The organism is Streptomyces sp. PT12, from assembly GCF_003311645.1.
In the GTDB taxonomy this organism is placed as follows: domain Bacteria; phylum Actinomycetota; class Actinomycetes; order Streptomycetales; family Streptomycetaceae; genus Streptomyces.
Window position 1 is genome coordinate 67,240 of the sequence record NZ_QEST01000088.1, and the last position, 24,416, is coordinate 91,655.

Genomic DNA, 24,416 nt, shown 5'->3' on the forward strand with positions numbered 1-24,416 from the left:
TTGAGGTGTGGGCCACTTCGCGCCTACTGTCGTAGTCGGCCCACTTGGGGGGTGACGGCTCGATGGCTCGTGCGTCTGACTGGTCGCCGGTGGACATGGACTCGGACCCGACTCCGGGGGATCCGGAGGAAGTTCGAACGCTGTCCGAGGACTTGCAGGAGTTCGCGGACGACGTGGGCGAGGCGTTGGCACAGATCCGGGGGATGGCCTCCGACCGCGCCGTGCAGGACTGGTCGGGGCTCTCGGCGGACGCGTTCCGCGGGGAGTTCGACGGCGTTCCGGAGAATCTGACCAAGCTTCAGACGTCGTACGACATGGCCGCCGACGCCCTCGCCCGGTACTGGCCTGAGCTGCAACGCGCGCAGGCACAGGCCGACCGCGCGCTGGACCGCGCCATCGCCGCGCAGGCGGATCTGCGGGCGGCGCAAACGGAGTTGGGCAGCGCGGAGGACTGGGTCGGACGCGCCGGGGCCGAGGCCGAACGCCTCCAGGAGGAGGGCGAGGAGCCCGAGCCGCCATCCGAGAGCGAGATCCGCTCGGCGATGCGCGACCATGACGCGGCCGAGGCGGCGGCATCGGCGGCGCGGGGGCGGGTGGACGCGGCGCAGGCGGATCTGTCGGCGGCGCGTGAACTGGCCCAGCAGGCCAAGGAGATGCGCGAGGAGGCCGCGCGGATCTGCGCCCGCGACATCGAGGCCGCCTCCGACGCGGGTATCCAGAACCGCAGTTGGTGGGAAGACGCGATCGACTGGGTCGTCGACAACTGGGACACCATCGTCGACATCGCCAAGCTCGTCGTCGCCGTCCTCGGCGTCGTCGTCATGATCATCGGAGGGCCGCTGGCCTGGGTCGTCCTGGCCGCCGCGCTGATCGTCCTAGCCGACACGCTGATCAAATACGCCAGAGGCGAAGCCTCACTCTTCGACGTCGCCATGGCGGCACTCGACTGCATCCCGGGCATGAAGGGCCTCACCACGCTGGGGGCGCTGGCCGCCGGAGTGCGCGGCCTGGCCCGCACCGGGCTGCGCGGCATCCGGCAGGGCGCGCTGGGCCTGGGCCGCCGCACCCGCGGCGACGCCGTCCCCATGAACGGCCGCAACGCATGCGGCGACCCCGTCGACGTGGCCACCGGCGAGCTGCTGATGTCGGCCACCGACGTCCAACTCCCCGGCGTCCTCCCGCTGATCATCGAGCGCCATCACATCTCCAGCTATCGCGACGGGCGTTGCTTCGGCCGCTCCTGGGCCTCCACCCTCGACCAGCGGCTGGTGCTCGACGCGTACGGCGCCCGGCTCCACACCGCCGACGGCATGGCCCTGCTCTACCCGCGCCCCGATCCGGACGAGCCCGTATTCCCTGTGGAGGGCCCGCGTTGGGGGCTGACCTGGGACGGACGGCCCGGCTCGCCGCTCACCGTGCGCCAGCGGGAGACCGGGCACACGCTGCGTTTCGCCCCCGTCCCCGGGCGCCCCGGCGCCGAACTCCCCCTCGCCTCGGTCACCGACCGGAACGGGAACACCATCCGGTTCGCCTACGACCCCGCCACAGGCGCGCCCACCGAGGTCAGCCACAGCGGCGGATACCGGGTCGGCATCGCCACCGAGCGCGGCCGGGTCACCGAGCTGCGCCTGCTCAACGCCCCCGACCGGCCCGTTCTGCGCCGCTACGGCTACGACGACGCGGGCCTGCTGGCCCGGATCCACAACTCCTCAGGGCTGCCCCTGACGTTCGTCTACGACGACCACGCCAGGATCACCCGGTGGGAGGACCGCAACGGCTACTGGTACGCGTACGAGTACGACGAGGACGGGCGGTGCGTCCACACCACCGGGTCCGAGCGCGCGCTGGAGTACCACTACGCGTACGACGCGGCCGCCCACCGCACCACCGTGACGGACAGCCTCGGCCACGCCACCGTCCACCAGTTCAACGACAGCTTCCAACTGACGGCCGAGACCGATCCGTTGGGCAACACGACCTCCTGGGAGTGGGACCGCTACGACCGGGCCACCGGCGTCACCGACCCCGTCGGCACCACCACGCGTTTCCGCTACGACGGGTACGGCGACCTCCTCGCCATCGAGGGACCGGCCGGGACCGAGCTGCTCGTGGAGCGCGATGCCGCGGGGCGGCCCGTCCGCACGACCCTGGCCGATGGCTCGGTCTGGGCGCAGGTCCACGACGACCGGGGCAATCGCGTCGCGATCACCGACCCGGCCGGAAACGTCGTGCGGCTCTCGTACCACCCCACCGGCGCCACCGCCGAGACCACGGACCAACTCGGCCGCAGCACCCGGCGCTTGTGCGACGCGGCCGGGCTCCCCTTGGCCGTCACCGACAGCCTCGGGCGGACGACCCGCCTCGACCGCGACGCCTTCGGCCGGGTCGTGCGGCGCACCGACCCGCTGGGGGCGACCACGTCGACGGAGTGGACCATTGACGGTCAACCGGCCCGTGTCACCGATGCGTTGGGGGGTCAGCGCACCTGGGCCCGGGACCCTGAGGGCAACGTCCTCGAGCTGACGGACGAGAACGGCGGCGTGGCCCGTTCCACCTATGGGGTGTTCGACCTGGAGACGTCCAAGTCGTGGCCGGACGGGCGCCGTTACACGTTCGAGCGCGACTCGGAACTGCGTCTCACCGCCGTGCGCAACTCCCGTGGTGAGACCTGGGACTTCGGCTATGACGAGGCCGGACGCCTGACGGAGGAGAGCGACTTCGACGGGCGCATCACCCGTTACACGCGGGACGCCGCGGGCCGGGTGGCCTCCCGCGTCAACGCGGCGGGGCAGTCCGTGCGTTACACGCGGGACTTCGCCGGTCGCGTGGTCAGGAAGGAGACCTCCGAGGGCGCCGTCACCACCTTCGAGTACGACGAGGCCGGGCGCGTCGTCGCCGCCCGCTCCCCCGGTGTCGAGCTGGTCCGCACGTTCGACGTCCTGGGGAATCTGTTGACCGAGACGGTCAACGGCAGGACGCTCAGGCTCACTTATGACCCGCTGGGCAGGCCGCTCAGCCGGACCACCCCCGCGGGGCACATCACCCGGTGGGAGCGGGACGAGGCGGGGCGCGCCGTCGCGCTGCACGCGGCCGGGCGGACGGTCACGTTCCACCGCGACCCGGCCGGGCGCCTCATCGGGCAGGACGTCTTCGGCATCCTGGAGACCGCCCAATCCTGGGACGCCGCCGCCCGGTTGACCGAGCAGACCGTCACGACGGCGCAGGCGGCGCAGGCCGGGCCGGGCGCCCAGGCGTCCTCGGACGGCGGCCCGCTGGTGCGGCGGACCTTCGCCTACCGCGCGGACCACTATCCGGTGTCGATGTCCGAGCCGTCGGGCGAGACCCGTTACCGCCTCGACCCCGTCGGCCGGGTCCTGGACGTCGAGGCTCCTAACGCCCGGGAGAGCTACCGGTACAACGACGTCGGCGACCAACTCTCCGCGCGCTGGGGCGAGTCGGGGACATCCGACGGGGGCGCGGCGATCGGGGAGCGGGAGTACCACGGGGGTCTGCTGACCCGGGCAGGAGGCGTCAGGTACTGGTACGACGACGCGGGGCGCGTCGTCAAACGGCAGCGGAAGAGACTGTCCCGCAAGCCCGATGTGTGGCGGTATGTGTGGGACGCGGAGGACCGGCTGGCCCGGGTGGTCACGCCGGACGGGACCACATGGCGCTACCTCTACGACCCCTTCGGCCGCCGCGTCGCGAAGCAGCGGCTCGACGACGGCGGCGAGGTGGTCGACGGCGGCGGGGTGGTCGAGGAGACGACGTTCACATGGGACGAGACGCAGCTCGTCGAGCAGCGCAGCGGCGCGCCGTCGGTCTCCGGCGGGGGCATGACCACGACATGGGAATACGACGGGCTGCGGCCCGTCGCCCAGATCGAACGCCTCGGGCGCGACGCGGACCAGGACGCGATCGACCGGCGCTTCTACGCGATCGTCACCGACCTGGCCAGCGCGCCAACGCATCTCGTCGGCGAGGACGGCTCCTTCGCCTGGCACGCCCGCACGAGCCTGTGGGGCGTTCCCACCCAACTCCAGGGCGACGCACGGCGGATGCCGCTGCGCTTCCCCGGGCAGTACGCCGACGCGGAGACCGGGTGGCACTACAACCTGCACCGCTACTACGACCCCCTCGCCGGGCGTTACACCTCCCCCGACCCTCTGGGACTCGGGCCCTCGCCCCATGTCTTCGGCTACCCCCACAACCCGCTGACCTGGTCGGACGCGCTGGGCCTCGCGGCCCACCCGGTCGGCGAAATCCGCTACAACAGCACCGACTTGAGCCAGCGGGCGTTCCAGGAACGCAGGAACGCGGGCTACTGGGACGCCGATCACAACGTCGCGGTCGCCCGGGTGCAGGGGCTCGACGAGCTGATCGTCGGGTTCAGCGGCGCGGGCAGGCACTCCGAGGGGCACATCCTCCAGCAGCTCGAGCAGCGCGGCATCGACCCGCAGCGGGTCATCGACCTCTACACGGAGCGGCAGCCGTGCGCCAACTGCCAGAACCTCATCGACTCCAGCATGGGCCAGGTCAATGTGTCGTGGTCCGTTCCCTACTACAACTCGCCCCCGCTGTCGGCGGATGACGCGCTGCTCATGAACCAGGCGAGCGCGGATCTGCTGTCCGATATGATCCGACGCGCCGACGGCCGATGAGGAGCGTTCGTTCATGTCCGACACATCCGACACCTCCAACGCCGCGCCCGGGGGGGACCCCAAGGCGCCCGATGAGGTGCTGGCGGCCCGGGCGGTGCTCGCCGACGCGGCCGACGCCGCACTGCGGGCGGCCGGACTGCCGGTGCTGCGCGAGGAGTTCGCCCACTCCGGCGCGCAGGTCTGGGTCGACGCCAAGGCCGACGCGCTCGGCGGCGTCTACGCCCGCTGGAAGATCAGCGCGGAGATGAACCAGGCGGTCATCGCGTGCGTCCGCGAGCGCAGGATGGACGACCCGCTGATCCGGCGCCGCGGCGAGGTCGGCGCCGCGATGAATGAGGCGGTGCTGCGCGTTCTGGTCGCGTCCGGGTTCGAGGCCGATCACTTCGCGGACGGCTTCGTCCCGCCCTGCGTGCGGATCACCGCCGCGCCACGATGAGTTCGCGCCAGGGCGCGACAGCGGCGCTCTCTTGATCAAATACGGTGAGGGGGGCCGGAGTTCACGCGCGTTGGGGCCGGAGCAGATGTTCTGTGAGTGAAGTTCGACGCCCACGCTAGGCCACATGGGGGATTGCCGCCCCCGGCGCGGCGTGGCGTCGGGCAGGCTGACGGGCATGACTCCGCATGTGTGGGAGCAGCGCGTCTCCCTGGCCGACCTGGACTTCCACCGTCACGTGAACAACGCCCGGATGCTCGCATGGGTCCAGGACTCGTGGGCCGACATGGCGGCGACGGCCGAGGGCGTTCCCCCGGCGTTTGTCGCCGTGCAGCACACGGCGCGATATCAGGCGCCGCTGCCGTACCAGCGCCGGGTGCGGATCGAGACCACGGTGACCAAGCTGGGCCGGTCATCGGTGACGGGGATCGCGCGGATCACGGATGGCTCGGTGATCTTCGCCGAGATCACCTCGACCTGGGTCGGCGTGGACCCGGTGCGCCAACGGCCGCGCGCGCTCACGGACGTGGAGCGGGAGTCGTTCGGCAGGCATCAGATCGAGGAACCTCTCGTCCCAGTCGCGGCCGCCCAACTCGCTGGCTGACGCCTGCCGTTCGGCGTTACGGTGGCGGCATGGGCACCGACCGCCACCTGCGCAGCCTCGTCGTGGACGGAACGACATGGCGCTGGGCGGCGCGTCAGCATGTGGATCGTTCCGACGACGCCAACTGCCGCCTGGCGCTGTCCCTTTACCGCGAGGGCACCCGGCGCCGCCTCGCACTGGTCTTCCGCCCTGGACCCGATCGCGTGATCTCCAACTCGGCTTTCGAGGCGGGGGCGTTGATCCGTCTTCCGGACCGCGCCTACCCCAACCTCCACCGTCCCGGGACGGTTCGGGCCCTGCTGGACGCCGCCCCGCCGGGCCTCGTCCTGCCCGCCACCCCCGGCACGACCGAGACGGACGGCTGGCCGCACTTCGACACCGTCGTGGGCCAGGGCCACGCGGCATGACCGCTCAAGGGCTCAGGCCAGCGGCTTGCGCATCAGCGTGCACACCGTTTCATAGCGGGTGATGGAGCCGTCGGGGCGCTCCTCGTCCCAGCCGACGGGTGCCGAGGCGTAGGCGACATAGCCGAGGCGTTCATACAGGGCGCGGGCCCTGGAGTTGTCCTCCTCGACGTCGATCTCCGCATGGGCGAGGCCGCGGGCGCGCACGCGGTGCTCGGCCGCCGCGATCAGGCGCGTTCCCAGGCCGCACGAGCGCAGCGCCGGGTGGACGACCAGCTGGAACAGCTTGCCCGCGCCCGGCCGGTCCACATAGTCGACGGCGCCGATGGCCACGGGGAGCCCGGAGGGTGGACAGACGGCCAGGTAGTCGACCTCCCCCGCGCGGACCCTCGTCAACTCCCCTGCCACCGCGGCCAGATGGAGCCGCGACCCGGCCCAGCCGCAGCGCTCCAGGTCCTCGGGCAGCAGATCCCGCACGACGACAGGCAGCGTCACGCGGTCGGCCGTTCCTCCAGCGTCCACCGTCCCCACCTCCGGGGCGTCACTCTTCCGTCAACCGGGGTGCGCGGCAAAGGGTTTGTCGGCGTTCGTGCGGGCGTTCGGCGGGCGTTCGCGTCCGGCACGTTGGGCGCGTCCGGCGTCCGGCGTTCGGCGGGCGTTCGCGTCCGGCACGTTCAGCCGTCCTCGCGGAGGCGGGCCGCCTCCGCGACTGTGCCCTCCCTGCTCGTCGTCACCAACTCCAGGATCGCGCGGAGCTGGGGCTCGTCGAACGTCGACAGGATCGCCATCGTGCGCTCGCCGAGGCCCGCGTAGTACTCCGCGCAGCGGGCCAGCCCGTCGAGGGTCGGCTTAGGAGGACCTGAACGCCTCCCCCGCCCAACTCCAGTGGATCCTCGGGGGTTACACCCTCGCGCTCGGCACCGGCCTGATCACCGGGGCCAGACTGGGCGACATCCATGGGCGCAGACGGATGTTCGTGGTGGGCGTCGCGGGGTTCACCGCGGCGTCCGCGCTGTGCGCGCTCGCGGTCGGGCCCGGGATGCTGATCGCCACCCGGGTCGCCCAGGGGCTGTTCGCGGCGGCGATGGTGCCGCAGGTGCTGGCGCAGATCCAGGTGATGTTCGCGCCGGAGGAGCGCGGCGGTCCGATGGCGGCGTTCTCGTCGCTTGTCAGCCTCGCCGCCACGCTCGGGCCCATCCTCGGGCCGCTGCTGGCCGAGGCCGACCTGTGGGGCATGGGCTGGCGCCTGGTCTTCTGGGTCAACGTGCCGGTGGGCGTGCTCACCCTCGTCGCCTCCCTCCGGCTGCTGCCGGAGAGCCGCGCGCCGGGCGCGGCGCTCTCCACGGCCGCCCTTGTCCTGCTGCTCTATCCGCTGATCGCCGTGTCCGACGAGGCCCACTGGCCGGGCTGGGCCACCGCGCTCGTGGTCGTGGGGGCGCTCACGCTGGGCGCGTTCGCCCTGCATCAGCGCCGGGCGCGGGCGCGCGACGGCACGCCCCTGGTGGAGCCGACCCTGTTCCGCTACAGGTCGCTGCGCGACGGGCTGCTGGTCCAACTGCTGTTCTTCGTCCCGGTGATGGGCTTTCTGATGGTGCTCACCCAGTTCCTCCAGGTGGGCGTCGGCATGGGCCCCGTCGAGGCCGGACTGACCATCGCGCCCTGGGCCGTGGCGGTCGGCGTGGGGGCGTCGCTCGGGGCGGCCGTGCTGGTGCCGCGCATCGGCCGGGTCACCGTGCAGGCCGGGCTCGCGCTCCTGATGGGCGCGTTTCTGCTGCTGACGCCGGTGGCCGGGGGCGCCACGCCGGACCTCGGCCTGCTCGACCTGCTGCCCGGCGTGCTGCTCGGCGTGCTGCTCGGCGGCGCGGGGATGGGCCTGGTCGTGGCCCCGATCGTGCAGCTGACGCTGGCCGATGTGCCGACGGAGCACGCGGGTTCGGGGTCCGCCCTGTTCAACACCGTGACGCAGATCGCCGCGGCGATCGGGGGCGCGGCGATCGGAACGTACTACTTCTCGGGCGTGCGGGACGTGCTGGCCACCGCGACCGGCTCGCCCGAGGCACTGGCCGACGGGGTCGGGGGCGCGTTCCGTGGCACGTTGGTGCTGTGCGCCGCCCTGCTCGTGGCGGCGCTGGCCGCGACGTTCCTCCTGCCGTCCCGCGCGGCGACACCCGAGGCGGGTGCCGGGGCCCGGGCCCGGGCCGGGGCCGGGGCCGAACCGGCGTCCCCCCGGACGCCGGTCAGGGCCGCCGACGACGCGCGGGGGGCGCGTGCGCCGGGCGCGTAGTGACCGCGCGCGCCGGACGCGCCGGACGCGCAACGGTCGCCGACGCTGGCGGCGCAGCGGTCGCGGGCGCCGCCGTTCAGGGCGCCGAGGCCGCGGCGACCCGCCCGGTGGGGGCGGCGTCCCCGCCGGGCGAGGCGGCGCGCCAGGTGAGCACGGCGGCCATGGCCAGGCAGGACACCGCGAACAGCAGGACCGGGACGCCCACTTCGCCGCGCGCCACATAGGAGAAGGTCGCCACGGTGAACACGCCCGAGGCCATGCCGAACGCGACACCGAGCAACGGCACCGCGCGAGCGGGCGGAAGCGCCGCGGCGACCAGCAGCGCGACGGCGACGAGCAGGTCGGGAACGACGAAGTGCTCCTCGACGCCGCGGAACACCACGTTGCCCAGGGTGCCGACGCCAATGAAGACGGCCAGCCCTCGGCCGACGGTCAGCGGGGAACGCACGGTCTCTTCTCCTTCGATCGGCGGGAACGCGGCGGTGCGCGGCCGGATGTCTACAGCGTAGACACAGAGGGAGCATCCTGTCTACACCGTAGACAGGATGCCAGAATGAGCCCATGGCCACGTCCCGCTTCCTCTCGCCCGAGCTGATCGTGCGCACCGCGTCCGACCTGGGGGACCGCGACGGCGCGGATGCGATGTCGATGCGCCGGATCGCGGCCGAGCTCGGCTGCGACCCGATGGCGCTCTACCGCCACTTCGCCAACCGCGAGGCGCTGCTCGACGCCGTCGCCGATCTCGCACTGGGCGACGTCCCGTCCCCCGACGCCGAACTCCCCTGGGAGGAACGGGTCTTCGCCACCGCCGACGCCATCCGCACGGCCGCGCTGCGCCACCCGGGCATCGCGGCGCACGTGGCCGCCCGGCCGCCGATGGGGGCGAACGGGCGGCGCATCGCCGTCGGCCTGGTGACGGCCCTGGTGACCAGCGGGCTGCCCCCGGCGACGGCGGTGCGCTGCCTCCAGACGCTGGTGGCGTATCTGGCGTCCTCGCTCGCCATGGCCGTGCGGGCGGGCGCGCGCGACGAACGCTGGGAGCAGGTGCGCGCGATGCTCGACGGGCTGCCGGGGAGCCACATGCCCGGCGGGGAGCTGTTCGTCGTGGGTTCCGAGGAGCAGTTCCGCTTCGGGCTGCGGCTGCTGATGGCGGGGATCAGGGCGGAGGTCGCGGCAGCCAACGGCGCCACCGGGCCGTAACGCGAGGCCGCGGCGGCCGATGGCGGCGCGGGCACGCGGCAGATGGCGGCGCGGGCACGCGGCAGATGGCGGCGCGCGGCCGACGGCGGTGCCCGGACCGGGGCGGGGAACACCGGGCCGACGAGCGGCGGCGCGGGGCCGGGGCGGAGATCGCCGGGGCCCGCCGAGCCTCGTAGTCTGCCGGGCATGCCCATGCTCCAGATGAGGTTGATCACCCCGTCCGAGCGGACCGAGGACGTCGTCGCCCTGCTGCGGCGCACCGTCGGCACCGCGCACCTGATGGTCCTGCCCGGGGTCGCGCGGGAGCCCGAGGGGGATGTGGTGTTGTGCGACGTGGCGCGCGAGGCGGCGGACGCGCTGCTCGGTCAACTGCGCGCGCTCGGGCTGTCCGACGAGGGCGCGATCATCGTCGACAATGTCGATCTGTCGCTCTCGACCCGCTCCGCCAGGGCCGAGCGTGAGGCGCCCGGCGAGGGCGTGGACGCCGTGTTGTGGGAGGCGATGGACGAGGCCACCCAGGGCGAGTCACGGCTGTCCGTGACCTGGCTGGCGTTCCTCGTCGTCGCGACGATGCTGGCGGCCTCTGGCGTCATGCTCGACAGCGCGATCCTGCTGGTGGGCGCGATGGCGGTGGGGCCTGAGTTCGGTCCGCTGGCCGGGATCTGCACGAGCGTGGCGATGTGGTCCCCGCGCCGGGCGGTGCGGCCCGTGGTGGCGCTGCTCGTCGGCTTTCCGCTCGCCACGCTGCTGACGTGCGCGTTTGCGCTGCTGATGGATGCGTTCGGGCTGTTCTCGAAGGCGATGTTCGAGGAGCCGCACCCGGCGAGCCAGTTCGTCTGGAAGCCCGACGCGATGTCGTTCGTGGTGGCGGCGCTGGCCGGGATCGCCGGGATCCTGTCCCTGACCTCGGCCAAGGCCGGGATGCTCGTGGGCGTGGCGATCTCGGTGACGACCGTCCCCGCCGCCGGGCACGCCGCGCTCGCCCTCGGCTACGGCCACTTCACCGACGCCCGAGGCTCGATGACCCAGCTCGGGCTCAACCTGCTGGGCATCCTGGTCGCGGGCACCCTGACGCTGCTGGCGCAGAAGCTCTACTGGGCGCGTAAACGCCTCGTGCCCGTGGCCGCGCCTGGCGCCTGAGCGCCTGAGCGCCTGAGCGCCTGCGGCAACTTCGGCGACTTCGGCGACTTCGGCGGCCTCCGTGCCTTCGGCACCCTCGACGGCCTGGGCGGCTTCGGCACCTTGAGCGGCTTCGGCGACGTGGCGCGCCGGGACGGCGCTCAGGCGGCGACGCCGAGCACGTGCGCCTTCCCCCACATGCCGAGCGGCACCAGCGCGGCATTGAGTGAAGTGCCCGTCTCCGTCAGGGAGTAGACCACCCGGGGTGGCACCTCGTCATGCGCCTCCCTGTGCACGATGCCGTGCTCCTCCATCTCGCGCAGGTGCGACGCCAGCACCTTCTCCGTGACGCCGGGCAGCCGCCTGCGCAACTCCCCGAAGCGGCACGCTCTTTCGCCCAGCGCCCACAGGATCAGCACCTTCCACTTGCCGCCGATCACCGACATCGCCGCGTCGATCCCACAGACGTGTCCCGCCGGTCCCCCCGGCCTCGCCGCCGTCGCCATGTCCAACCCTCCTGCCTGCTCGCTCACCCGGGGGAAACCACCCACTTCAAAGTGCGTTCTTGCCCACCCCGGCATCCTCGACCAGCCTAAATGGCATGACCGACAACATCACGAGACCGCTGCCGATCACCGTTCTTGGCCTGGGCGCCATGGGCACCGCCCTCGTCAGGAGTTGGCTCTCGAAGGGCCGTTCCGTCACCGTCTGGAATCGCACCCGGGTGCGGGCCGCCCCGCTCGCCGAGGCGGGCGCGACGGTCGCGGGGACCGCCGCGGAGGCCGTGGCTGCGAGCCCGCTCGTGGTCACCTCCCTGCTCGACGACGCCTCCGTCGGCGAGACGCTCACGACCACGGACCTCGCGGGCGTGGACCTGGTGAACATCACGACGAGCACCCCCGCCGAGGCCCGCGCCCGCGCCATCTGGGCCGAGAAGCGGGGCGCCCGCTATCTCGACGGCGGCATCATGGCCATCCCACCCATGATCGGGATCGAGGGCTCGGGCGCCTATGTCTTCTACAGCGGGGACCGCCACCTGTTCGAGGAGCGCCGGGAGGCGCTGATCGTGCCCGCGGAGGCGGAGTTCGTCGGGGAGGACGCCGGGTTCGCCGCGCTCCACGACGTGGCGCTGCTCAGCGCGATGAACGGCATGTTCGCTGGCGTGATGCACGCCTTCGCCCTGATCCGCGGGGAGGACATCAGGCCGAGCGAGTTCGCGCCGCTGCTCTCCGGGTGGCTGGTCGCCATGAGCCGGTCGGTGGAGAAGGCCGCCGAGCAGTTGGAGAGCGGTGACTACACCAAGGGCGTCGTGTCGAACCTCGCGATGCAGGTGGCCGGGAACGCAACCCTGCTGCGCACGGCCGAGGAGCAGAGGGTGAGCGCCGAATTGATCGCGCCCTATCTCGCCCTGACGGAGCGTCGCCTCGCCCAGGGGCACCCCGACGAGGACACCACCGGGGTGGTCGAGCTGCTGATACGGAGCTGACCGGGCGGCGGGGCACCCGGCGGGTAGAAGGACGGCGTGCGCCCGGGGCGCCGGGTGTGGGCGCCCCGGGGTGGGGTGGGTGGGTGTCAGCGGAGCCAGGGGGTGGTGCGGATGAGGGGGAGGCGTTGCCAGTGGTGGCCGAGGCCCCAGGTGCGGTCGGCGTGGAGGGCGGCGAGGGTGATGAGGGCGATGGCGTAGATGAGGTGAGAGTCCATGAAGGGGTTGGATGACATGGTGGGGGTGCCGTCGGAGAGGTGCTGGGCGGGGGGCCATTCGGCGGCCCACATGAGGGCCATCATCAGGGTGCCCGCGAGGGCTGTGGGGCGTAGGGCGATGCCCGCGGTGAGGGCGAGGCCGATGCCGAGGAGGCCGAGCATGAACAGCCAGTCGGCCCAGGCGTCCCCGGCCCAGGAGTGGAAGGTGGATTCCAGGGGGCCGACGGCGACGCCGCTGAGGAAGCCGCGGGTCGGGGAGCCGCCGTCGGTCCAGGCGTTCCCCGCCTGGGTGGCGTAGCCGAGGCCGAAGGTCTTGTCGAGGAACGCCCACAGGAAGACAAAGCCCAGCGCCACACGAAGCCCGGCAAGCATCCGGCCGGACACCGAAGCCGTGGAGAGGCCGACGGCGGCGTCGGCCGTGGCCCGCCCCGCCGCGGGCGCGGTGTCGCCCGTGCCGCCCTGCGTCCGGCGGCGGGGGTTCGGGTGATCCTGGATGGCCATGATCGCTGTCCCTTCCGAGGTGGTTCGCTCTGGGGTGGTTCGCTCTGGCGTGGTGTGCGCCGTCCGGTGTTCCGGTGCACCACGAATGTCTCGCCGCGGCACCCTCCGGAGGATGGGCCGCGCGGGCCAGGGGCGGAGGGCCGAAGGTCCCCAACGGGCGGGCCCGGTCGGTCCCCTGGCCGGGTCGGTCCCCTGGCCGGTCAGGCCGTCGGGGAGGCACCGCGCGGGGGAGGCGGCACCGGCACCAGGAGCACCGGGCAGTGGGCGCCATGGAGGAGCGCACGGGTCAGTCGCCCGCGCCGCGCCCCCGAGCGGTGCACGGGGAGAACGGCGACAGCGGCGGTGCGCGTCACCTCGACGAGCGCGGCGGCCGAGTGCAGGGACGGCGGGAGGACACGGAGCGGGGCGCCGCGCCGGGCGGCCTCCTCGAAGGCGTGGAGCGCCGCCTCGGCGTCCGCCCCGTCGGCGGCGATCAGCAGGACGTCGCCATGGACCCGCGCCGGTCCCGGGTCGCCGCGCACGATCAGGACCGGCCCGGCGACCCGCCCCCGGCCCCTGTTGCCCCGGGCGGTGCCCCCGTACGCGAGCCGTGCGCCGACCGACCGCCACGGCCAGGCGGGCTGGCCACCGGGGGCGCGGGCGCCCACGACGGTGAGCGCGGCCGTTCCGGCGCACCGGAGCAGCACGGTGACCGGGTCGCCGATCAGAGGAAGGGGAAGGGTGAGCAGTCCGGGATGGCGCCGTCGGGCGCGGTCCACGGCGGCGGCGAGGACGGGTTCCGCCTCGTCCCGGTCGGGGACGGCATAGACGATGTCGAGCGCGGAGCCGCGCAGTTCGGCCTCGCGCGCGGCTAGGTCGAGCGCGCGGGTGGCGGTCGGGGAGCCGTCGAAGCCGACGATGACGTGCCGTTGTGTGGTCATGTCCGGTCCTCACAGGGCTGGGGAGGAGCGCCCACGCCCCGCGGGCACGCGGGCTCTCCCCCAGGCTCCGGGCGCAACGAAAGGAGGACGAGGGCCGAAGAGCACCCCTCACGGGGGTCGTTGGGGCAGGGCCGTGGCGCGGAAGGGGGCCGTTCGGCCCTGGTGCCTTCGGGCACGGAGGGGCACCATCGGGACGGGATCAGGCGACGGACGACCATCGGGGAGCACGACGGCACATGGGCGAGGCGCGTACGTTCTCAGCGCAGGCACCGATCAGGGTGTTCCTGCTCGACGACCACGAGGTGGTCCGCCGCGGCGTGCACGACCTGCTGGACGCCGAGCCCGACATCGAGGTGGTCGGCGAGGCGTCGAGCGCCGCCCAGGGCCTGGCCAGGGGCCCGGCGCTGCGCCCCGACGTGGCGATCCTCGACGTGCGGCTCACGGACGGCGACGGCATCACCGTCTGCCGGGAGCTGCGCTCGCGGATGCCGGAGCTGGCGTGCCTGATGCTGACGTCGTTCGATGACGACGACGCGCTCCTCGACGCCATCATGGCCGGGGCCGCTGGCTATGTCCTCAAGCAGATCAGGGGCTCCGACCTGGTGGCCGCCGTGCGGACCGTCGCCTCGGGCCAGTCGATGCTCGACCCGGCCACCACCGCCCGGCTCATGGGGAGCCTCCGCGGCGACAACGCCCCAGCCGAGCCCGCGGACGACCCCATCGCCGGGCTCACCCCGCGCGAGCGGGAGATCCTGGTGCTCATCGGCCAGGGGCTGACCAACCGGCAGATAGGCGCGCGGCTGTTCCTGTCGGAGAAGACGGTGAAGAACCACATATCCCGGCTGCTCGCCAAGCTCGGCGTGGAGCGCCGCGTCCAGGCCGCGGTGCTCGCCAGCCGGGCCAGGCCGCAGACCGGCGGCGAGCGGGGCTGACAATCGCGTCGCCCGAAGGCCGCCCGACCGCCACCCGCCACCCGCCACCCGCCGACTGCCGCCTGCCCCGCACCGGCCCGCGCCGCGCGTCCTTCACTCGTGCGGGACCACCACGAGCGGCGCCGGGCAGTGGTGGATCAACGCGTGGGTGACCGGCCCGATGTGGGCGCCCAGGCGGGTGACGCGCATGCGCCGCCCGGTGACCACGAGGGCGGCGTCAGGGGCCTCCTCGACGAGCAGCTGGGCGGCGCGGCCCCGGGTGACGCGTTCCCGCACGGCCACGTCCGGGTACTTCGTGCGCCACGGGCCGAGCACCGCGGACACCCGCCGAGCGCTGTCCGCGCCCACGGCCGCCAGGACGCCGGGGTCGATGCCGCTGGGCGCCAGCTCGGCGAGGGAGGGCACGTCCCAGGCGTGGACGGCGAGCAGCTCCGCGCCCCGGCGTTCGGCCTCATCGAACGCGAAGGTGATCAACTCGTCGGCGGAGTCGCGGAGATCGAGGCCCAGGAGTACTGTTCCCGTTCCCTCCGCGCCCGCCGCCCGCACCAGCGCCACCGGGCACCCCGCGCGCGCCACCGTGGCCCCGGCGACCGAGCCGGTGACGAACCCCGAGATCCGTCCGAGGCCGCGGGAGCCGAGGACGACGAGGTCCGTTGCGCCGGACAGCTCCGCCAGCTCCACGCCGGGCACGCCCGAGAGGCGTTCGAGGGTCACCCGCAGGCCCGGGTGCCGCGCGGTCAGGTCGGCCGCCCGCTCGGTGAGCACGCCGTCCAGGGCCGCCCGGCGGTCCGCGCCCTGAACGGGCCAGGACGGCGGGCGGAGTTCGGGCTCGTCCACGTGCACGAGCCGCAGCGCCGCGCCGCGGCGCAACGCCTCGTCCGCCGCCCACGCGGCGGCGGCCAGGCTCTCCGGCGAGCCGTCGAGGCCCACGACGATGGCGCGGGACATGACCAGTACCTCCAGGGGTCTCCAGCAGTGCGGTGCGGGCGGTGTCTCCGCCGCTTCCTCACCACCACCCTCGCCCCGCACACCCCGCCAGGACATGGGGCCGATCGACGCCGGGGGCGGGGCCGTTTGGCCCGGCTTTCCGACCCGTCCGGCCCACGTGCCCGCCCCCGCCACCGGGGCACCGTGGAAGCCCACCGGACGGACGACGCCCCCGCCGACGAACAGTCACGATCACACCGACGACCGCGCCGACGGCCGGACAACGGCCGGGCGCGCTCAGGGGACAGAGCGCCGGTCAGGAGACACAGGAGGAGCCCCATGCCCACACCGAGCCTCTTCACCGCGGTCCCGCCCCGGGGCCGCGAGCGCCTGCTGGCCCGTTCCCGGCAGGTGTCCTTCCCCGCGGGCACCCGCCTGTTCGACGAGGGCGACCGCGCCCAACGCCTCTGGGTGATCACCTCGGGTTCCCTCACGCTGCGGGCGCGCGTGCCCGGGCGGCTCCTCACCACCGTCGGCACCCTCGGCCCCGGCGACCTCACCGGCTGGTCGGCGCTGATCCCTCCGCATGTACGGGAGTTCGGCGCGTACACGGTGGGCTGGCTCAACGCCCGTGAGTTCGACGCCGCGGACCTCCACGACCTGTGCGACGCCGACCCGCCGCTCGCGTGCGCGATCCACCGCTATCTCGCCACGACGGTCGCGCACCGGCTGCGCACCACCCGCCAACGCCTCATCGAGGTCTACGGCCCCTACGGCCACGACAGCGCCCGTCAGGCGGGCTGACCACCCACCCCGCCCGCCCCACCCGCGCCTCCCGTAGCGCCAGCACCACCCGCACCACCCGCGCCCCCCGTAGCGCCAGCACCACCCGCACCGCCAGCCCCGCCAGCCCCGCCCATGAGCGGCACGCGCCACACCAGCCGGGTCCCCCCGCCCTCACCGGGCGTCAACTCCAGGGCGCCGCCGAGCTGTTCGGCGCGCTCGGCCAGGTTCCGCAGCCCGCTGCGGCGCCCCTCCCCCGCGGGCACGCCCACCCCGTCGTCCGCGACCGTCAGCGTCAGCGTCCCCGCGGCCACCACGACCGACACCCGCGCCGAACGGGCCGACGCGTGCCTGGCCACGTTGGACAGCGCCTCGCCGAGCACCGCCACGGCGTGGTCGGCGACCCCCGCGGGAACGTCGGTGTCGATCAGCCCCTCGAGCCGCAGCCCCGGGGTGAAGCCCAACGCCGCCACCGCCTCCTCGACCGTCGCCATCAGCCGCGCCCGCGGACCCCTGGCCGCGGGGCCCGCCTCGTGCGCGCGCAGGCCGAAGATCGTCGAACGAATGATCTTGATGGTCTCGTCCAGGTCGTCCACCGCGCGCACGAGTCGTTCCGCGGCCTGCGGATGGTCCACGAACCGCACGGTGCTCTGAAGCGTCATCCCCGTCGCGAACAGCCGCTGGATCGCCAGATCGTGCAGGTCACGGGCGATGCGGTCCCGCTCTTCGAGCAGGATCAGCTGCTCGGCCGCCCGCCGACGCTCCGCCAGCTCGAGCGCCAGCGCGGCCTGCCCGGCGAACGCCAGCAGCGGCGCGGTCTCGTTGTCCGTGAACGCGGGCTCCCGCACCGCCCGCACCAAGAGCAGCGCCCCGCGGGTCCCCGCCCCTGTGCCCAGCGGCACCGCGACCGCGGGCCCGAGCCCGTCGAAGCGGCGCGGCCCCTCCGCCGCGCGCGGGTCGGCGCCGATGTCGCGGCTGATGACGGGCGCCTCCGCGGTGATCGCCGCGCCCAGGAACGAGCCCTCGCGCGTCACCTCAAGCCCCCGGTGCGCCTCGGCCTCGCGCCCCTCGGCGATGGCGACGCGCAGGTCGTCGCCGTTCTCCCCGGCCAGGGCCAGCACGCCCAGGTCGGCGGCGAGGATGCGGCGGGCGTGCACGACGATCTGTTCGAGCACCTGGGCCTCCCCGGCGCCGGAGAGCAGGCCGCCGACGATCTCGGCGTTCGCCTCGAGCCAGCGCTGCCGGTAGCGAGCCTCCTCGTACAGGCGGGCGTTCTCCACGGCGACGCCCGCGGCGACGGCGAGCGTCGTGAGGACCGACTCGTCCTCGGCGTCGAACTCGCGCCCGCCGCGCTTGTCCGTGAGGTAGAGGTTGCCGAACACCTCGTCCCGCACCCGCACCGGCACCCCGAGGAACGAGCGCATCGGCGGGTGGTTCGGCGGGAAGCCGAACGACGCGGGGTGCGCGGTCAGATTGGTGAGGCGCAGCGGCTCGGGGTGGCGGATCAGCTCGCCGAGGATGCCGTGCCCCGACGGCAGGCGGCCGATCGCCGCGATCCGTTCCTCCGAGACGCCCACCGTGATGAACTGCGCGAGCCGGTCGTCCTCCCCGATCACGCCAAGCGCGCCGTACTCCGCGTCGACGAGCGCCACCGCCGCCTCGACGATCCGCCGCAGCACGCCCGGCAGGTCGAGCTCGCGCCCCACCGAGAGCAGCGCCTCGAGCAGCCCGTGCACCCGGTCCCGCGTGCCGCGGATCGCGTCGATGCGGAGCTGCAACTCCTCGAGCAGCTCATCCAGTCGAAGCTGCGGCAGCTCACCGTTCCGCGCGGGGCCGTCCTGCGCCATGCCGTCTCCCTCCCACGGCCGGACCGACCCCACCCTAACGACCGCGCCCTCCCACCCCAGGGGCAGGCAGAGGTGCCGCCCGAGGGTGCCGGGCCGGTCAGCGGCGGGCCCGCCCCGTTCAAGCGGCGGCCCGCCCCCGGCCCGCGCGTTCGTGCCCCGCCCGTGGTGATGCGCGGAGACGGCGGCGGCGCGCCCCTCCCCGGCCATCGCACCCCCGACGTCCGGCCATCGCACCCCCGACGTGGCGTTCGACCGCCCCTCCCCGGCCGTCACACCCCCTCCCCGGCCAGCGCCTCCCTCACCTCGCCGAGCCGGGCCAGGTCGTCGGCCAAAGCGGCGCGTTGCCCCGGGGCAAGGGGTATCGCGGCCGCGCGGTCGATGAGGTCGCGGGCCTGGTCGGGGTGGCCGAGGCGGTGGGCGATGTCGCCGCGCAGCACCAGGATGCGCAGCAGCTGCTCGTCCGTGGGCTTCTCCCCGCGCACCGCCAGGACGCGGTCCAGGATCTTGGCCGCGGCCTCGGGGTCCTCCTTGGAGTCGGCGAAGGTCACGGCGAAGTGCAGCGCGCGGGCGAAGGTCTCCCGGGGCGCGGGCGGGTGGGCGGAGTCGCCGCCGGTGGGCTGGCCTACCCGGATGGAGTTCCCGCCGGGGTCGGTCATGAGGAACTGCCGCACGCCATAGGACATGTCGCGCACGGGGCCGATGCGCGGGATGCCCCGGGTGGGGACCCTGCCGTACGCCTCGCGGAGCCCCGCGCGGAACGCCTCGTGGAGCGCGTCGACCTCGTCGGTGAGGATGTAGCACCCCCCGAGCGACTCCTCGGGGTCGAGCTCCTTCATGCCGTGGAACTGGAGCTCGACATCGCCCCGTTCGACGACGGCGTACGCGTAGGGGCTCCTCTGGAGGAACGTCACTTCGAAGCCGAGCGCGGTGTAGAAGTCGACGACGGGCTGGATGGCCGGGCAGGACAGCAGCGGAATGGTCTTCTCGGTCACACGCGCCAGTCTAGTCAAATTTGAATAGAAGCCTTGGCGGGCCCGACTCTTGACGGCGACGACGAACCGTTGCCACACTCCGGTGCATCCGAAAGCGCTTGCTACCACCCATCCGCATGTCGCCCAGGAGATGAATCGATTCATGCACACCCCCTTCCCGAGCCGCCAAAGAGACAGGGGGCGGGCGCCGCACTCGCCGGACAAAGAGCACGCACAAGGCCGTTGACCTGGGGTGAAGCACCCCGGACCGCGTTTCCCAAACGTTACCGCCCGCCCGGTTGCCCCCGCGGGCGCCGCCGGTACTGTAACGATTCACTTCGGGCAGGCCGGGGGCAGGGACACACGGTGGCACCGCACCTGAAGCACCGTTACGCATCAGCAGAGCAGGGAGGCTCTCTATGTCACTCAGAAGGACCGCGCTCAGCGGTCTTGCCCTCGCCCTCGCCGGTTCCCTGGCACTCACGGCATGCGGCTCGGACGGCGGTGGCGGGGATGACGGTGGTCAGGTCACCCTGCGTTTCACGTGGTGGGGCGCCGACGAGCGCTCGCAGCGCTACGAGGAGGCCATCGCGCTGTTCGAGGAGGCGAACCCGGGCATCGAGGTGCAGACGGGCTTCGCCGAGTTCCAGGACTACTGGACGCAGCGCAGCACCGACGCGACCTCGGGTGAGCTGCCCGACGTCCTCCAGATGGACCTCTCCCGGCTGCTCGAGTACACCAACGCCGGACTCCTCTACGACCTGACCGAGTTCGAGGGGAACCAGCTCGACACGTCGGGGATCGACGAGGAGCTGCTGGCCTCGGGCCAGGTGGAGGAGCAGCTGCTCGGCATCCCCACCGGCACCAACACCTGGGCGCTGCACTACAACCCCGACCTGCTGGCCGAGCTGGGCGTCGAGCCCCCGGAGTGGGACTACACGTGGGAGGACTACCACGCGTTCGTCGCCGAGGTCAGCGAGGCGGGCGCGGACCTGGATCCGCGGGTCTACGGGGCGACCGACTACACGGTGACGTGGTGGGTCTTCCTCCAGTGGCTCGTCCAGCAGGGCACCGAGCCATTCGCGGAGAACGGCGAGTTGAACTTCACCGAGGACGACCTGCGCACGTTCCTGAGCAGCACCGACGCGTTGCGCGACGCGGGCCACACCTTCCCGGTCGAGCGCCTCGACCAGCTCGCCCCGCTCGGCGGCTTCAACTCGGGTGAGGCCGCCGTGGAGTTCCACTGGGACAACTTCATCCACTCCTACGCCAACGACCTGGGCAACGAGAACATCCAGCTGATGCCGATGCCCAGCGGCCCGGACGGCGAGAAGCACATGTTCTACAAGCCGTCGATGCAGCTCTCCATGGGCGCCAACACCGCGCATCCCGAGGAGGCCGCGGCGCTGATCGACTTCCTGATCAACGACCCGGAGGCGGGCCAGATCATCGGCACCGACCTGGGCGTTCCCGCGTCGCAGGGGCGGCTCGACGCCCTCGATGTCGAGGACGGCAGCCTGGAGCAGCGCGCGATCGAGTACGAGCGGCGGGTCGACGAGGAGGGCTACATCACCGAGACCGTGCCGCGGCACCCCGAGGGCTTCGGCGCCCTTGAGACCGAGTATGTCGAGGTCCTGGGCAACGAGTTCTCCTACGGGCAGATCGACGCCGACGACTTCGTGGACCGGCTGTTCACGGAGGCCCAAAACCTCCTGGTGACCGAGTGACCGCGGCACTTCCCTTGAACGCCCCCTTCGGAAAAGGATCCCCCTCATGGCTCTGACGCGTGAGGCGGCCAGGACCCCGCGCGCCGGAGAGCCCTCGCGGCGGCCGCTCGGCAAGCGGCCGCCGCGGCGGGCCGCCGACACCCGGGCGGGCTATGCCTTTCTCGCCCCCTGGCTGTTCGGCTTCATCGCCCTGACGGCCGGGCCCATGGTGGCCTCCGCCTATCTGTCGTTCACCGACTACCACCCGGTGCGCGGCGGCGACTGGATCGGCTGGGACAACTACCAACGCCTCTTCGACGACCCGCGGTTCCTCGACTCGGTCGAGGTCACCGCGCTCTACGCCGTGGTGGGCACGCCCATCAAGCTGGCCGCGGCGCTCGGCGTCGCCATGCTGCTCAACAACCGCCGCAGGGGGCAGGGCACCTACCGCTCGGCGTTCTACGCGCCCTCGCTCATCGGCGCCAGCGTCTCGATCGCGATCGTGTGGCGCGCGATGTTCAACGACGACGGCATCGTGGACGAGGCGGGGCAGCTGTTCGGCATGTCCGAGGGCGGCTGGATCGGCAACCCCGATCTGAGCCTGCCGATGATGATCCTGCTGGCGGTGTGGCAGTTCGGCGCGCCGATGGTGATCTTCCTCGCCGGGCTCAAGCAGATCCCGAACGAGCTCTACGAGGCGGCTGACGTGGACGGCGCGGGCGCGTGGCGCAAGTTCACGAGGATCACGCTGCCGATGCTGTCGCCCGTGCTGTTCTTCAACCTGGTGCTCGAGACGATCCACTCCTTCCAGGTGTTCGCCTCGGCGTTCATCATCTCGGGCGGCCGCGGCGGGCCCGCCAACTCCACGCTGTTCTACACGCTCTACCTCTACCAGCGGGGGTTCGGGCAGGGGCAGCTCGGCTACGCCGCCGCGATGGCCTGGCTGCTGGTGATCGTGGTGGGGATCATCACGCTCGTCTTCTTCAGGACCTCGCGGTACTGGGTGTTCTACTCCGGGGAGGGACGATGACGACCACCATGGCCTCCAAGGGGCTCGGCCGGGGGATCAGGCGCCGCCGTTCGGGCAGGACGGTGCTGTTCCACGTCTCCGTGGTCGCGCTGTGCGTGGTCATGCTCTACCCGGGCGCGTGGCTGCTGCTGTCGTCCTTCCGGCCGACGAACCAGATCCTGGGCGAGACCGGGCTCATCCCCGACAACACGACGCTCGACAACTTCAGGACGGTGTTCGAGGGGATCGGCGGCATTTCGTTTTGGACGTTCTTCATGAACTCCGTCTATCTCGGCGTGGGTTCGGTGATCGGGACCTGCCTTTCCTGTTCCGTGACCGCCTATGGCTTCTCGCGGATCGCCTTTCCCGGGCGCCAGGTGTTCTTCGCCATCATGATCGGCACGCTGCTGCTGCCGTTCCACGTGGTGATCATTCCGCAGTTCATCATGTTCAACGAGCTGGGCTGGACGGACTCGTTCGTGCCGCTGCTGATCGGGAAATTCCTGGCGGCGGACGCGTTCTTCGTCTTCCTGATGGTGCAGTTCATGCGGACGGTGCCCAAGGAGCTCGACGAGTCGGCGCGGCTCGACGGGGCGGGACATCCGCGGATCTACTGGTCGATCATGCTGCCGCTCATGCGCCCCGTGCTGGCGACGGCGTCGATCTTCGCGTTCATCTGGAGCTGGAACGACTTTCTCGCGCCGCTCATCTATCTGCGCAGCCCCGAAAATTATCCGCTCCCGCTCATGCTGCGCCAGTACGCGGACCAGACCAGCACATCGGACTACGGCGCGCAGATGGCGGCGGCGACGCTGGCGCTCGTGCCGGTGATCCTGTTCTTCGTCCTCTTCCAGCGCTATATCGTCGAGGGCGTCTCGACGCAGGGGCTGCGGGGATGAGCGGCAGGCGCTTGAGCACCGGGCTCGCCCTGTTCGGCGAGGTGGTGATCACGGGCGCGCTGGTGGCGTTGCTCTCGGTCCCCCTGGTCACGGCGCTTCCGGCGCTCGCCGCGGGAAGCGCCCATCTGCGGCGCCATCTAAACGGCGAGAGCGTGCGGGTGGCCGATGTCCTGCGGGACTTCGCCGCGGCCTGCCGCGCGCTCTGGCCCGCCGCCCTCGCCGCCTCGGCGGCGGCGCTGCTGCTCCTGTGGAACCTGTCCCTGGCCCAGGCCGGGGTGGTGCCGGGGGCGGCGGGCCTGCTCGTGGTGACGGGGCTGCTGCTCGCGGCGCTCGCCGTGGGCACGCTGCGCACGGCCGACGCGTGGCGCCGCGGCGGCACGGCGGGCGAGGCGGTGCGCGAGGCGGCCGAACGCGCCCGCGCGGACGTGCCGGGCTCGGTGCTGCTGGCGTTCGCGTGCGCGATGTGCGGCGTGTTCGTCTGGATGCTGCTCCCGCTCGCCCTGGTGTGCGGCGGGCTGCTGTCCCTGGCCACGGTCGCCGTGACGGAGCGCGCCGCGCCGGACGCGGCGGCCGAACGCCCGGAGTGAGGGCCGCCGTTCAGTCCCAGGCGTCGCCGCGCCGCTCCAGCAGGATCCGTTGCAGCTCCCTGGCGGCCCTCGGCGGTGAGACGTCGCCGCGGTGCGCGACCGAGATCGTGCGGTGCAGCCCCGGGGCGGCGAACGGCGTGGTGCGAAGACCGGAGTGGTCGGCCACCATGCGCGGCACCACCGCGACCCCGAGCCCGGCGCGGACGAAGCCGAGCACCGCGTCCATCTCGCCGCCCTCCACGCTGTACGACGGCTCGAACCCCGCGCCGTGGCACGCGGCCAGGGTCAGCTCGCGCAGGTCGTAGCCGTGCCGGAACATCACAAGCGGCCGGTTCCTGAGGTCGCCGATCGTGATGTGCCGGTGCGGCACGGGCGCGGGCAGGCCGGGCGACGACACCACCACCAGCTCCTCGCGCAGCAGCTCCTCCGTGGCGAGCGCGGGCGCCTGCCCCGGCAGCGGCGTGATGATCAGCGCCAGGTCGAGCTCGCCCTCGGCCAGGGTCCGCACCAGGTCCTGCGAGCCGTCCTCGTGCACAAACAGCTCCACGCCCGGATAGCTGTCGCGGAACGTTCGCAGCACGCCAGGCACCAGGGAGGCGCACAGGCTCGGCGTCGCGCCCAGGCGCACGCGCCCGCGCCTGAGCTGGGCGACCTCCTGCACCTCGCGCCGCGCCGTCTCCACGTCGGCGAGGATCCTGCGGGCCAGCGGCAGCAGCGCCGCCCCCGCGTCCGTGAGCGAGATATGGCCGCGGGCGCGGTGGAACAGCTCCGCGCCGAGATCCCGCTCCAGCGCCCTGATCTGCTGGGACAGCGAGGGCTGGGCGACGTGCTCGCGCCGGGCGGCCCGCGTGAAGTGCCGGGTCTCCGCGACGGCGGTGAAGTACCTGAGCTGTTGCAGCTGCATGACATCCACCGTAAGCGATCGATA

Annotated in this window: 23 protein-coding genes; 14 read left to right on the forward strand and 9 right to left on the reverse strand. The window is 72.8% G+C overall.

Features of this window, described 5'->3' with window-relative positions; genetic code table 11:
- The first annotated feature begins 62 nt into the window (after window positions 1-62).
- The 4 genes from DEH69_RS09455 to DEH69_RS09470 all read left to right on the forward strand — a co-directional run bounded on the left by DEH69_RS09455 (window position 63) and on the right by DEH69_RS09470 (window position 6,105).
- On the forward strand, window positions 63-4,661 hold the full coding sequence (locus tag DEH69_RS09455) for a DUF6531 domain-containing protein (protein ID WP_113686468.1): 4,599 nt from the start codon (window positions 63-65) through the stop codon (window positions 4,659-4,661).
- Between the two features lie 13 nt (window positions 4,662-4,674).
- The gene (locus tag DEH69_RS09460; protein ID WP_113686469.1) at window positions 4,675-5,097 is read left to right on the forward strand and encodes a hypothetical protein; all 423 of its coding nucleotides are present in this window, start codon (window positions 4,675-4,677) and stop codon (window positions 5,095-5,097) included.
- 175 nt (window positions 5,098-5,272) lie between these two features.
- Window positions 5,273-5,698: a thioesterase family protein gene (locus DEH69_RS09465; protein ID WP_181727342.1), complete on the forward strand. Its 426-nt coding sequence runs from the start codon at window positions 5,273-5,275 to the stop codon at window positions 5,696-5,698.
- A gap of 29 nt (window positions 5,699-5,727) precedes the next feature.
- Window positions 5,728-6,105, forward strand: coding sequence for a hypothetical protein (locus DEH69_RS09470; protein ID WP_113686471.1), 378 nt, complete (start codon window positions 5,728-5,730; stop codon window positions 6,103-6,105).
- A gap of 12 nt (window positions 6,106-6,117) precedes the next feature.
- On the opposite strand, the gene DEH69_RS09475 is transcribed toward DEH69_RS09470, so the two are convergent.
- Window positions 6,118-6,624: an N-acetyltransferase gene (locus tag DEH69_RS09475; RefSeq protein WP_258534558.1), complete on the reverse strand. Its 507-nt coding sequence runs from the start codon at window positions 6,622-6,624 to the stop codon at window positions 6,118-6,120.
- A gap of 337 nt (window positions 6,625-6,961) precedes the next feature.
- On the opposite strand from DEH69_RS09475, the gene DEH69_RS09480 reads away from it, so the two are divergent.
- The gene (locus DEH69_RS09480; protein ID WP_113686473.1) at window positions 6,962-8,386 is read left to right on the forward strand and encodes an MFS transporter; all 1,425 of its coding nucleotides are present in this window, start codon (window positions 6,962-6,964) and stop codon (window positions 8,384-8,386) included.
- A 76-nt stretch (window positions 8,387-8,462) separates the two neighbouring features.
- On the opposite strand, the gene DEH69_RS09485 is transcribed toward DEH69_RS09480, so the two are convergent.
- On the reverse strand, window positions 8,463-8,834 hold the full coding sequence (locus tag DEH69_RS09485; protein ID WP_113686474.1) for a hypothetical protein: 372 nt from the start codon (window positions 8,832-8,834) through the stop codon (window positions 8,463-8,465).
- Window positions 8,835-8,947: 113 nt separating this feature from the next.
- On the opposite strand from DEH69_RS09485, the gene DEH69_RS09490 reads away from it, so the two are divergent.
- Both DEH69_RS09490 and DEH69_RS09495 read left to right on the forward strand, forming a co-directional pair.
- The gene (locus DEH69_RS09490; RefSeq protein ID WP_113686475.1) at window positions 8,948-9,586 is read left to right on the forward strand and encodes a TetR/AcrR family transcriptional regulator; all 639 of its coding nucleotides are present in this window, start codon (window positions 8,948-8,950) and stop codon (window positions 9,584-9,586) included.
- A gap of 192 nt (window positions 9,587-9,778) precedes the next feature.
- Window positions 9,779-10,726 (forward strand): DUF389 domain-containing protein, encoded by a 948-nt coding sequence (locus DEH69_RS09495; RefSeq protein ID WP_113686627.1) that lies wholly within the window; start codon window positions 9,779-9,781, stop codon window positions 10,724-10,726.
- Between the two features lie 140 nt (window positions 10,727-10,866).
- Here the strand turns inward: DEH69_RS09495 and DEH69_RS09500 are convergent, their stop codons facing one another.
- Window positions 10,867-11,211, reverse strand: coding sequence for a helix-turn-helix domain-containing protein (locus DEH69_RS09500; RefSeq protein ID WP_113686476.1), 345 nt, complete (start codon window positions 11,209-11,211; stop codon window positions 10,867-10,869).
- Window positions 11,212-11,306: 95 nt separating this feature from the next.
- Between DEH69_RS09500 and DEH69_RS09505 the strand changes: the two genes are divergently transcribed.
- The gene (locus DEH69_RS09505; RefSeq protein ID WP_113686477.1) at window positions 11,307-12,191 is read left to right on the forward strand and encodes an NAD(P)-dependent oxidoreductase; all 885 of its coding nucleotides are present in this window, start codon (window positions 11,307-11,309) and stop codon (window positions 12,189-12,191) included.
- Window positions 12,192-12,277: 86 nt separating this feature from the next.
- Here the strand turns inward: DEH69_RS09505 and DEH69_RS09510 are convergent, their stop codons facing one another.
- Window positions 12,278-12,907, reverse strand: a complete 630-nt coding sequence (locus DEH69_RS09510) for a hypothetical protein (protein ID WP_113686478.1) — start codon at window positions 12,905-12,907, stop codon at window positions 12,278-12,280.
- A gap of 200 nt (window positions 12,908-13,107) precedes the next feature.
- Window positions 13,108-13,827 carry a universal stress protein gene (locus tag DEH69_RS09515; protein ID WP_113686479.1) on the reverse strand — a complete coding sequence of 240 codons (720 nt, stop codon included), beginning with the start codon at window positions 13,825-13,827 and terminating at the stop codon, window positions 13,108-13,110.
- A gap of 236 nt (window positions 13,828-14,063) precedes the next feature.
- Here DEH69_RS09515 and DEH69_RS09520 point away from each other — a divergent pair, with 236 nt between their 5' ends.
- The gene (locus tag DEH69_RS09520; protein WP_113686480.1) at window positions 14,064-14,759 is read left to right on the forward strand and encodes a response regulator transcription factor; all 696 of its coding nucleotides are present in this window, start codon (window positions 14,064-14,066) and stop codon (window positions 14,757-14,759) included.
- A gap of 93 nt (window positions 14,760-14,852) precedes the next feature.
- Here the strand turns inward: DEH69_RS09520 and DEH69_RS09525 are convergent, their stop codons facing one another.
- Entirely contained in the window at window positions 14,853-15,707 is an 855-nt protein-coding gene (locus DEH69_RS09525; RefSeq protein ID WP_113686481.1) for a universal stress protein, read from the reverse strand.
- Between the two features lie 318 nt (window positions 15,708-16,025).
- Between DEH69_RS09525 and DEH69_RS09530 the strand changes: the two genes are divergently transcribed.
- On the forward strand, window positions 16,026-16,490 hold the full coding sequence (locus DEH69_RS09530; protein WP_113686482.1) for a Crp/Fnr family transcriptional regulator: 465 nt from the start codon (window positions 16,026-16,028) through the stop codon (window positions 16,488-16,490).
- Here DEH69_RS09530 and DEH69_RS09535 read toward each other — a convergent pair.
- Entirely contained in the window at window positions 16,478-18,316 is a 1,839-nt protein-coding gene (locus DEH69_RS09535; protein WP_181727344.1) for a GAF domain-containing protein, read from the reverse strand. The two genes, DEH69_RS09530 and DEH69_RS09535, sit on opposite strands and share 13 nt — an antisense overlap.
- A 269-nt stretch (window positions 18,317-18,585) precedes the next feature.
- Complete coding sequence (locus tag DEH69_RS09540; protein WP_113686483.1) at window positions 18,586-19,308, reverse strand: VOC family protein; 723 nt, start codon at window positions 19,306-19,308, stop codon at window positions 18,586-18,588.
- A 398-nt stretch (window positions 19,309-19,706) separates the two neighbouring features.
- Here DEH69_RS09540 and DEH69_RS09545 point away from each other — a divergent pair, with 398 nt between their 5' ends.
- From DEH69_RS09545 to DEH69_RS09560, 4 genes are read left to right on the forward strand one after another with little or no spacing between them, the layout of a single operon-like run.
- Window positions 19,707-21,014: an ABC transporter substrate-binding protein gene (locus DEH69_RS09545; RefSeq protein ID WP_113686484.1), complete on the forward strand. Its 1,308-nt coding sequence runs from the start codon at window positions 19,707-19,709 to the stop codon at window positions 21,012-21,014.
- Window positions 21,015-21,060: 46 nt separating this feature from the next.
- Window positions 21,061-22,023, forward strand: a complete 963-nt coding sequence (locus DEH69_RS09550) for a carbohydrate ABC transporter permease (RefSeq protein WP_113686485.1) — start codon at window positions 21,061-21,063, stop codon at window positions 22,021-22,023.
- Entirely contained in the window at window positions 22,020-22,901 is an 882-nt protein-coding gene (locus tag DEH69_RS09555; RefSeq protein WP_113686486.1) for a carbohydrate ABC transporter permease, read from the forward strand. The genes DEH69_RS09550 and DEH69_RS09555 overlap by 4 nt, the downstream gene beginning before the upstream one ends.
- 11 nt (window positions 22,902-22,912) lie before the next feature.
- Window positions 22,913-23,488: a hypothetical protein gene (locus DEH69_RS09560; protein WP_113686487.1), complete on the forward strand. Its 576-nt coding sequence runs from the start codon at window positions 22,913-22,915 to the stop codon at window positions 23,486-23,488.
- 10 nt (window positions 23,489-23,498) lie between these two features.
- Here the strand turns inward: DEH69_RS09560 and DEH69_RS09565 are convergent, their stop codons facing one another.
- Window positions 23,499-24,392 (reverse strand): LysR family transcriptional regulator, encoded by an 894-nt coding sequence (locus DEH69_RS09565; RefSeq protein WP_113686488.1) that lies wholly within the window; start codon window positions 24,390-24,392, stop codon window positions 23,499-23,501.
- Window positions 24,393-24,416 lie beyond the last annotated feature (24 nt).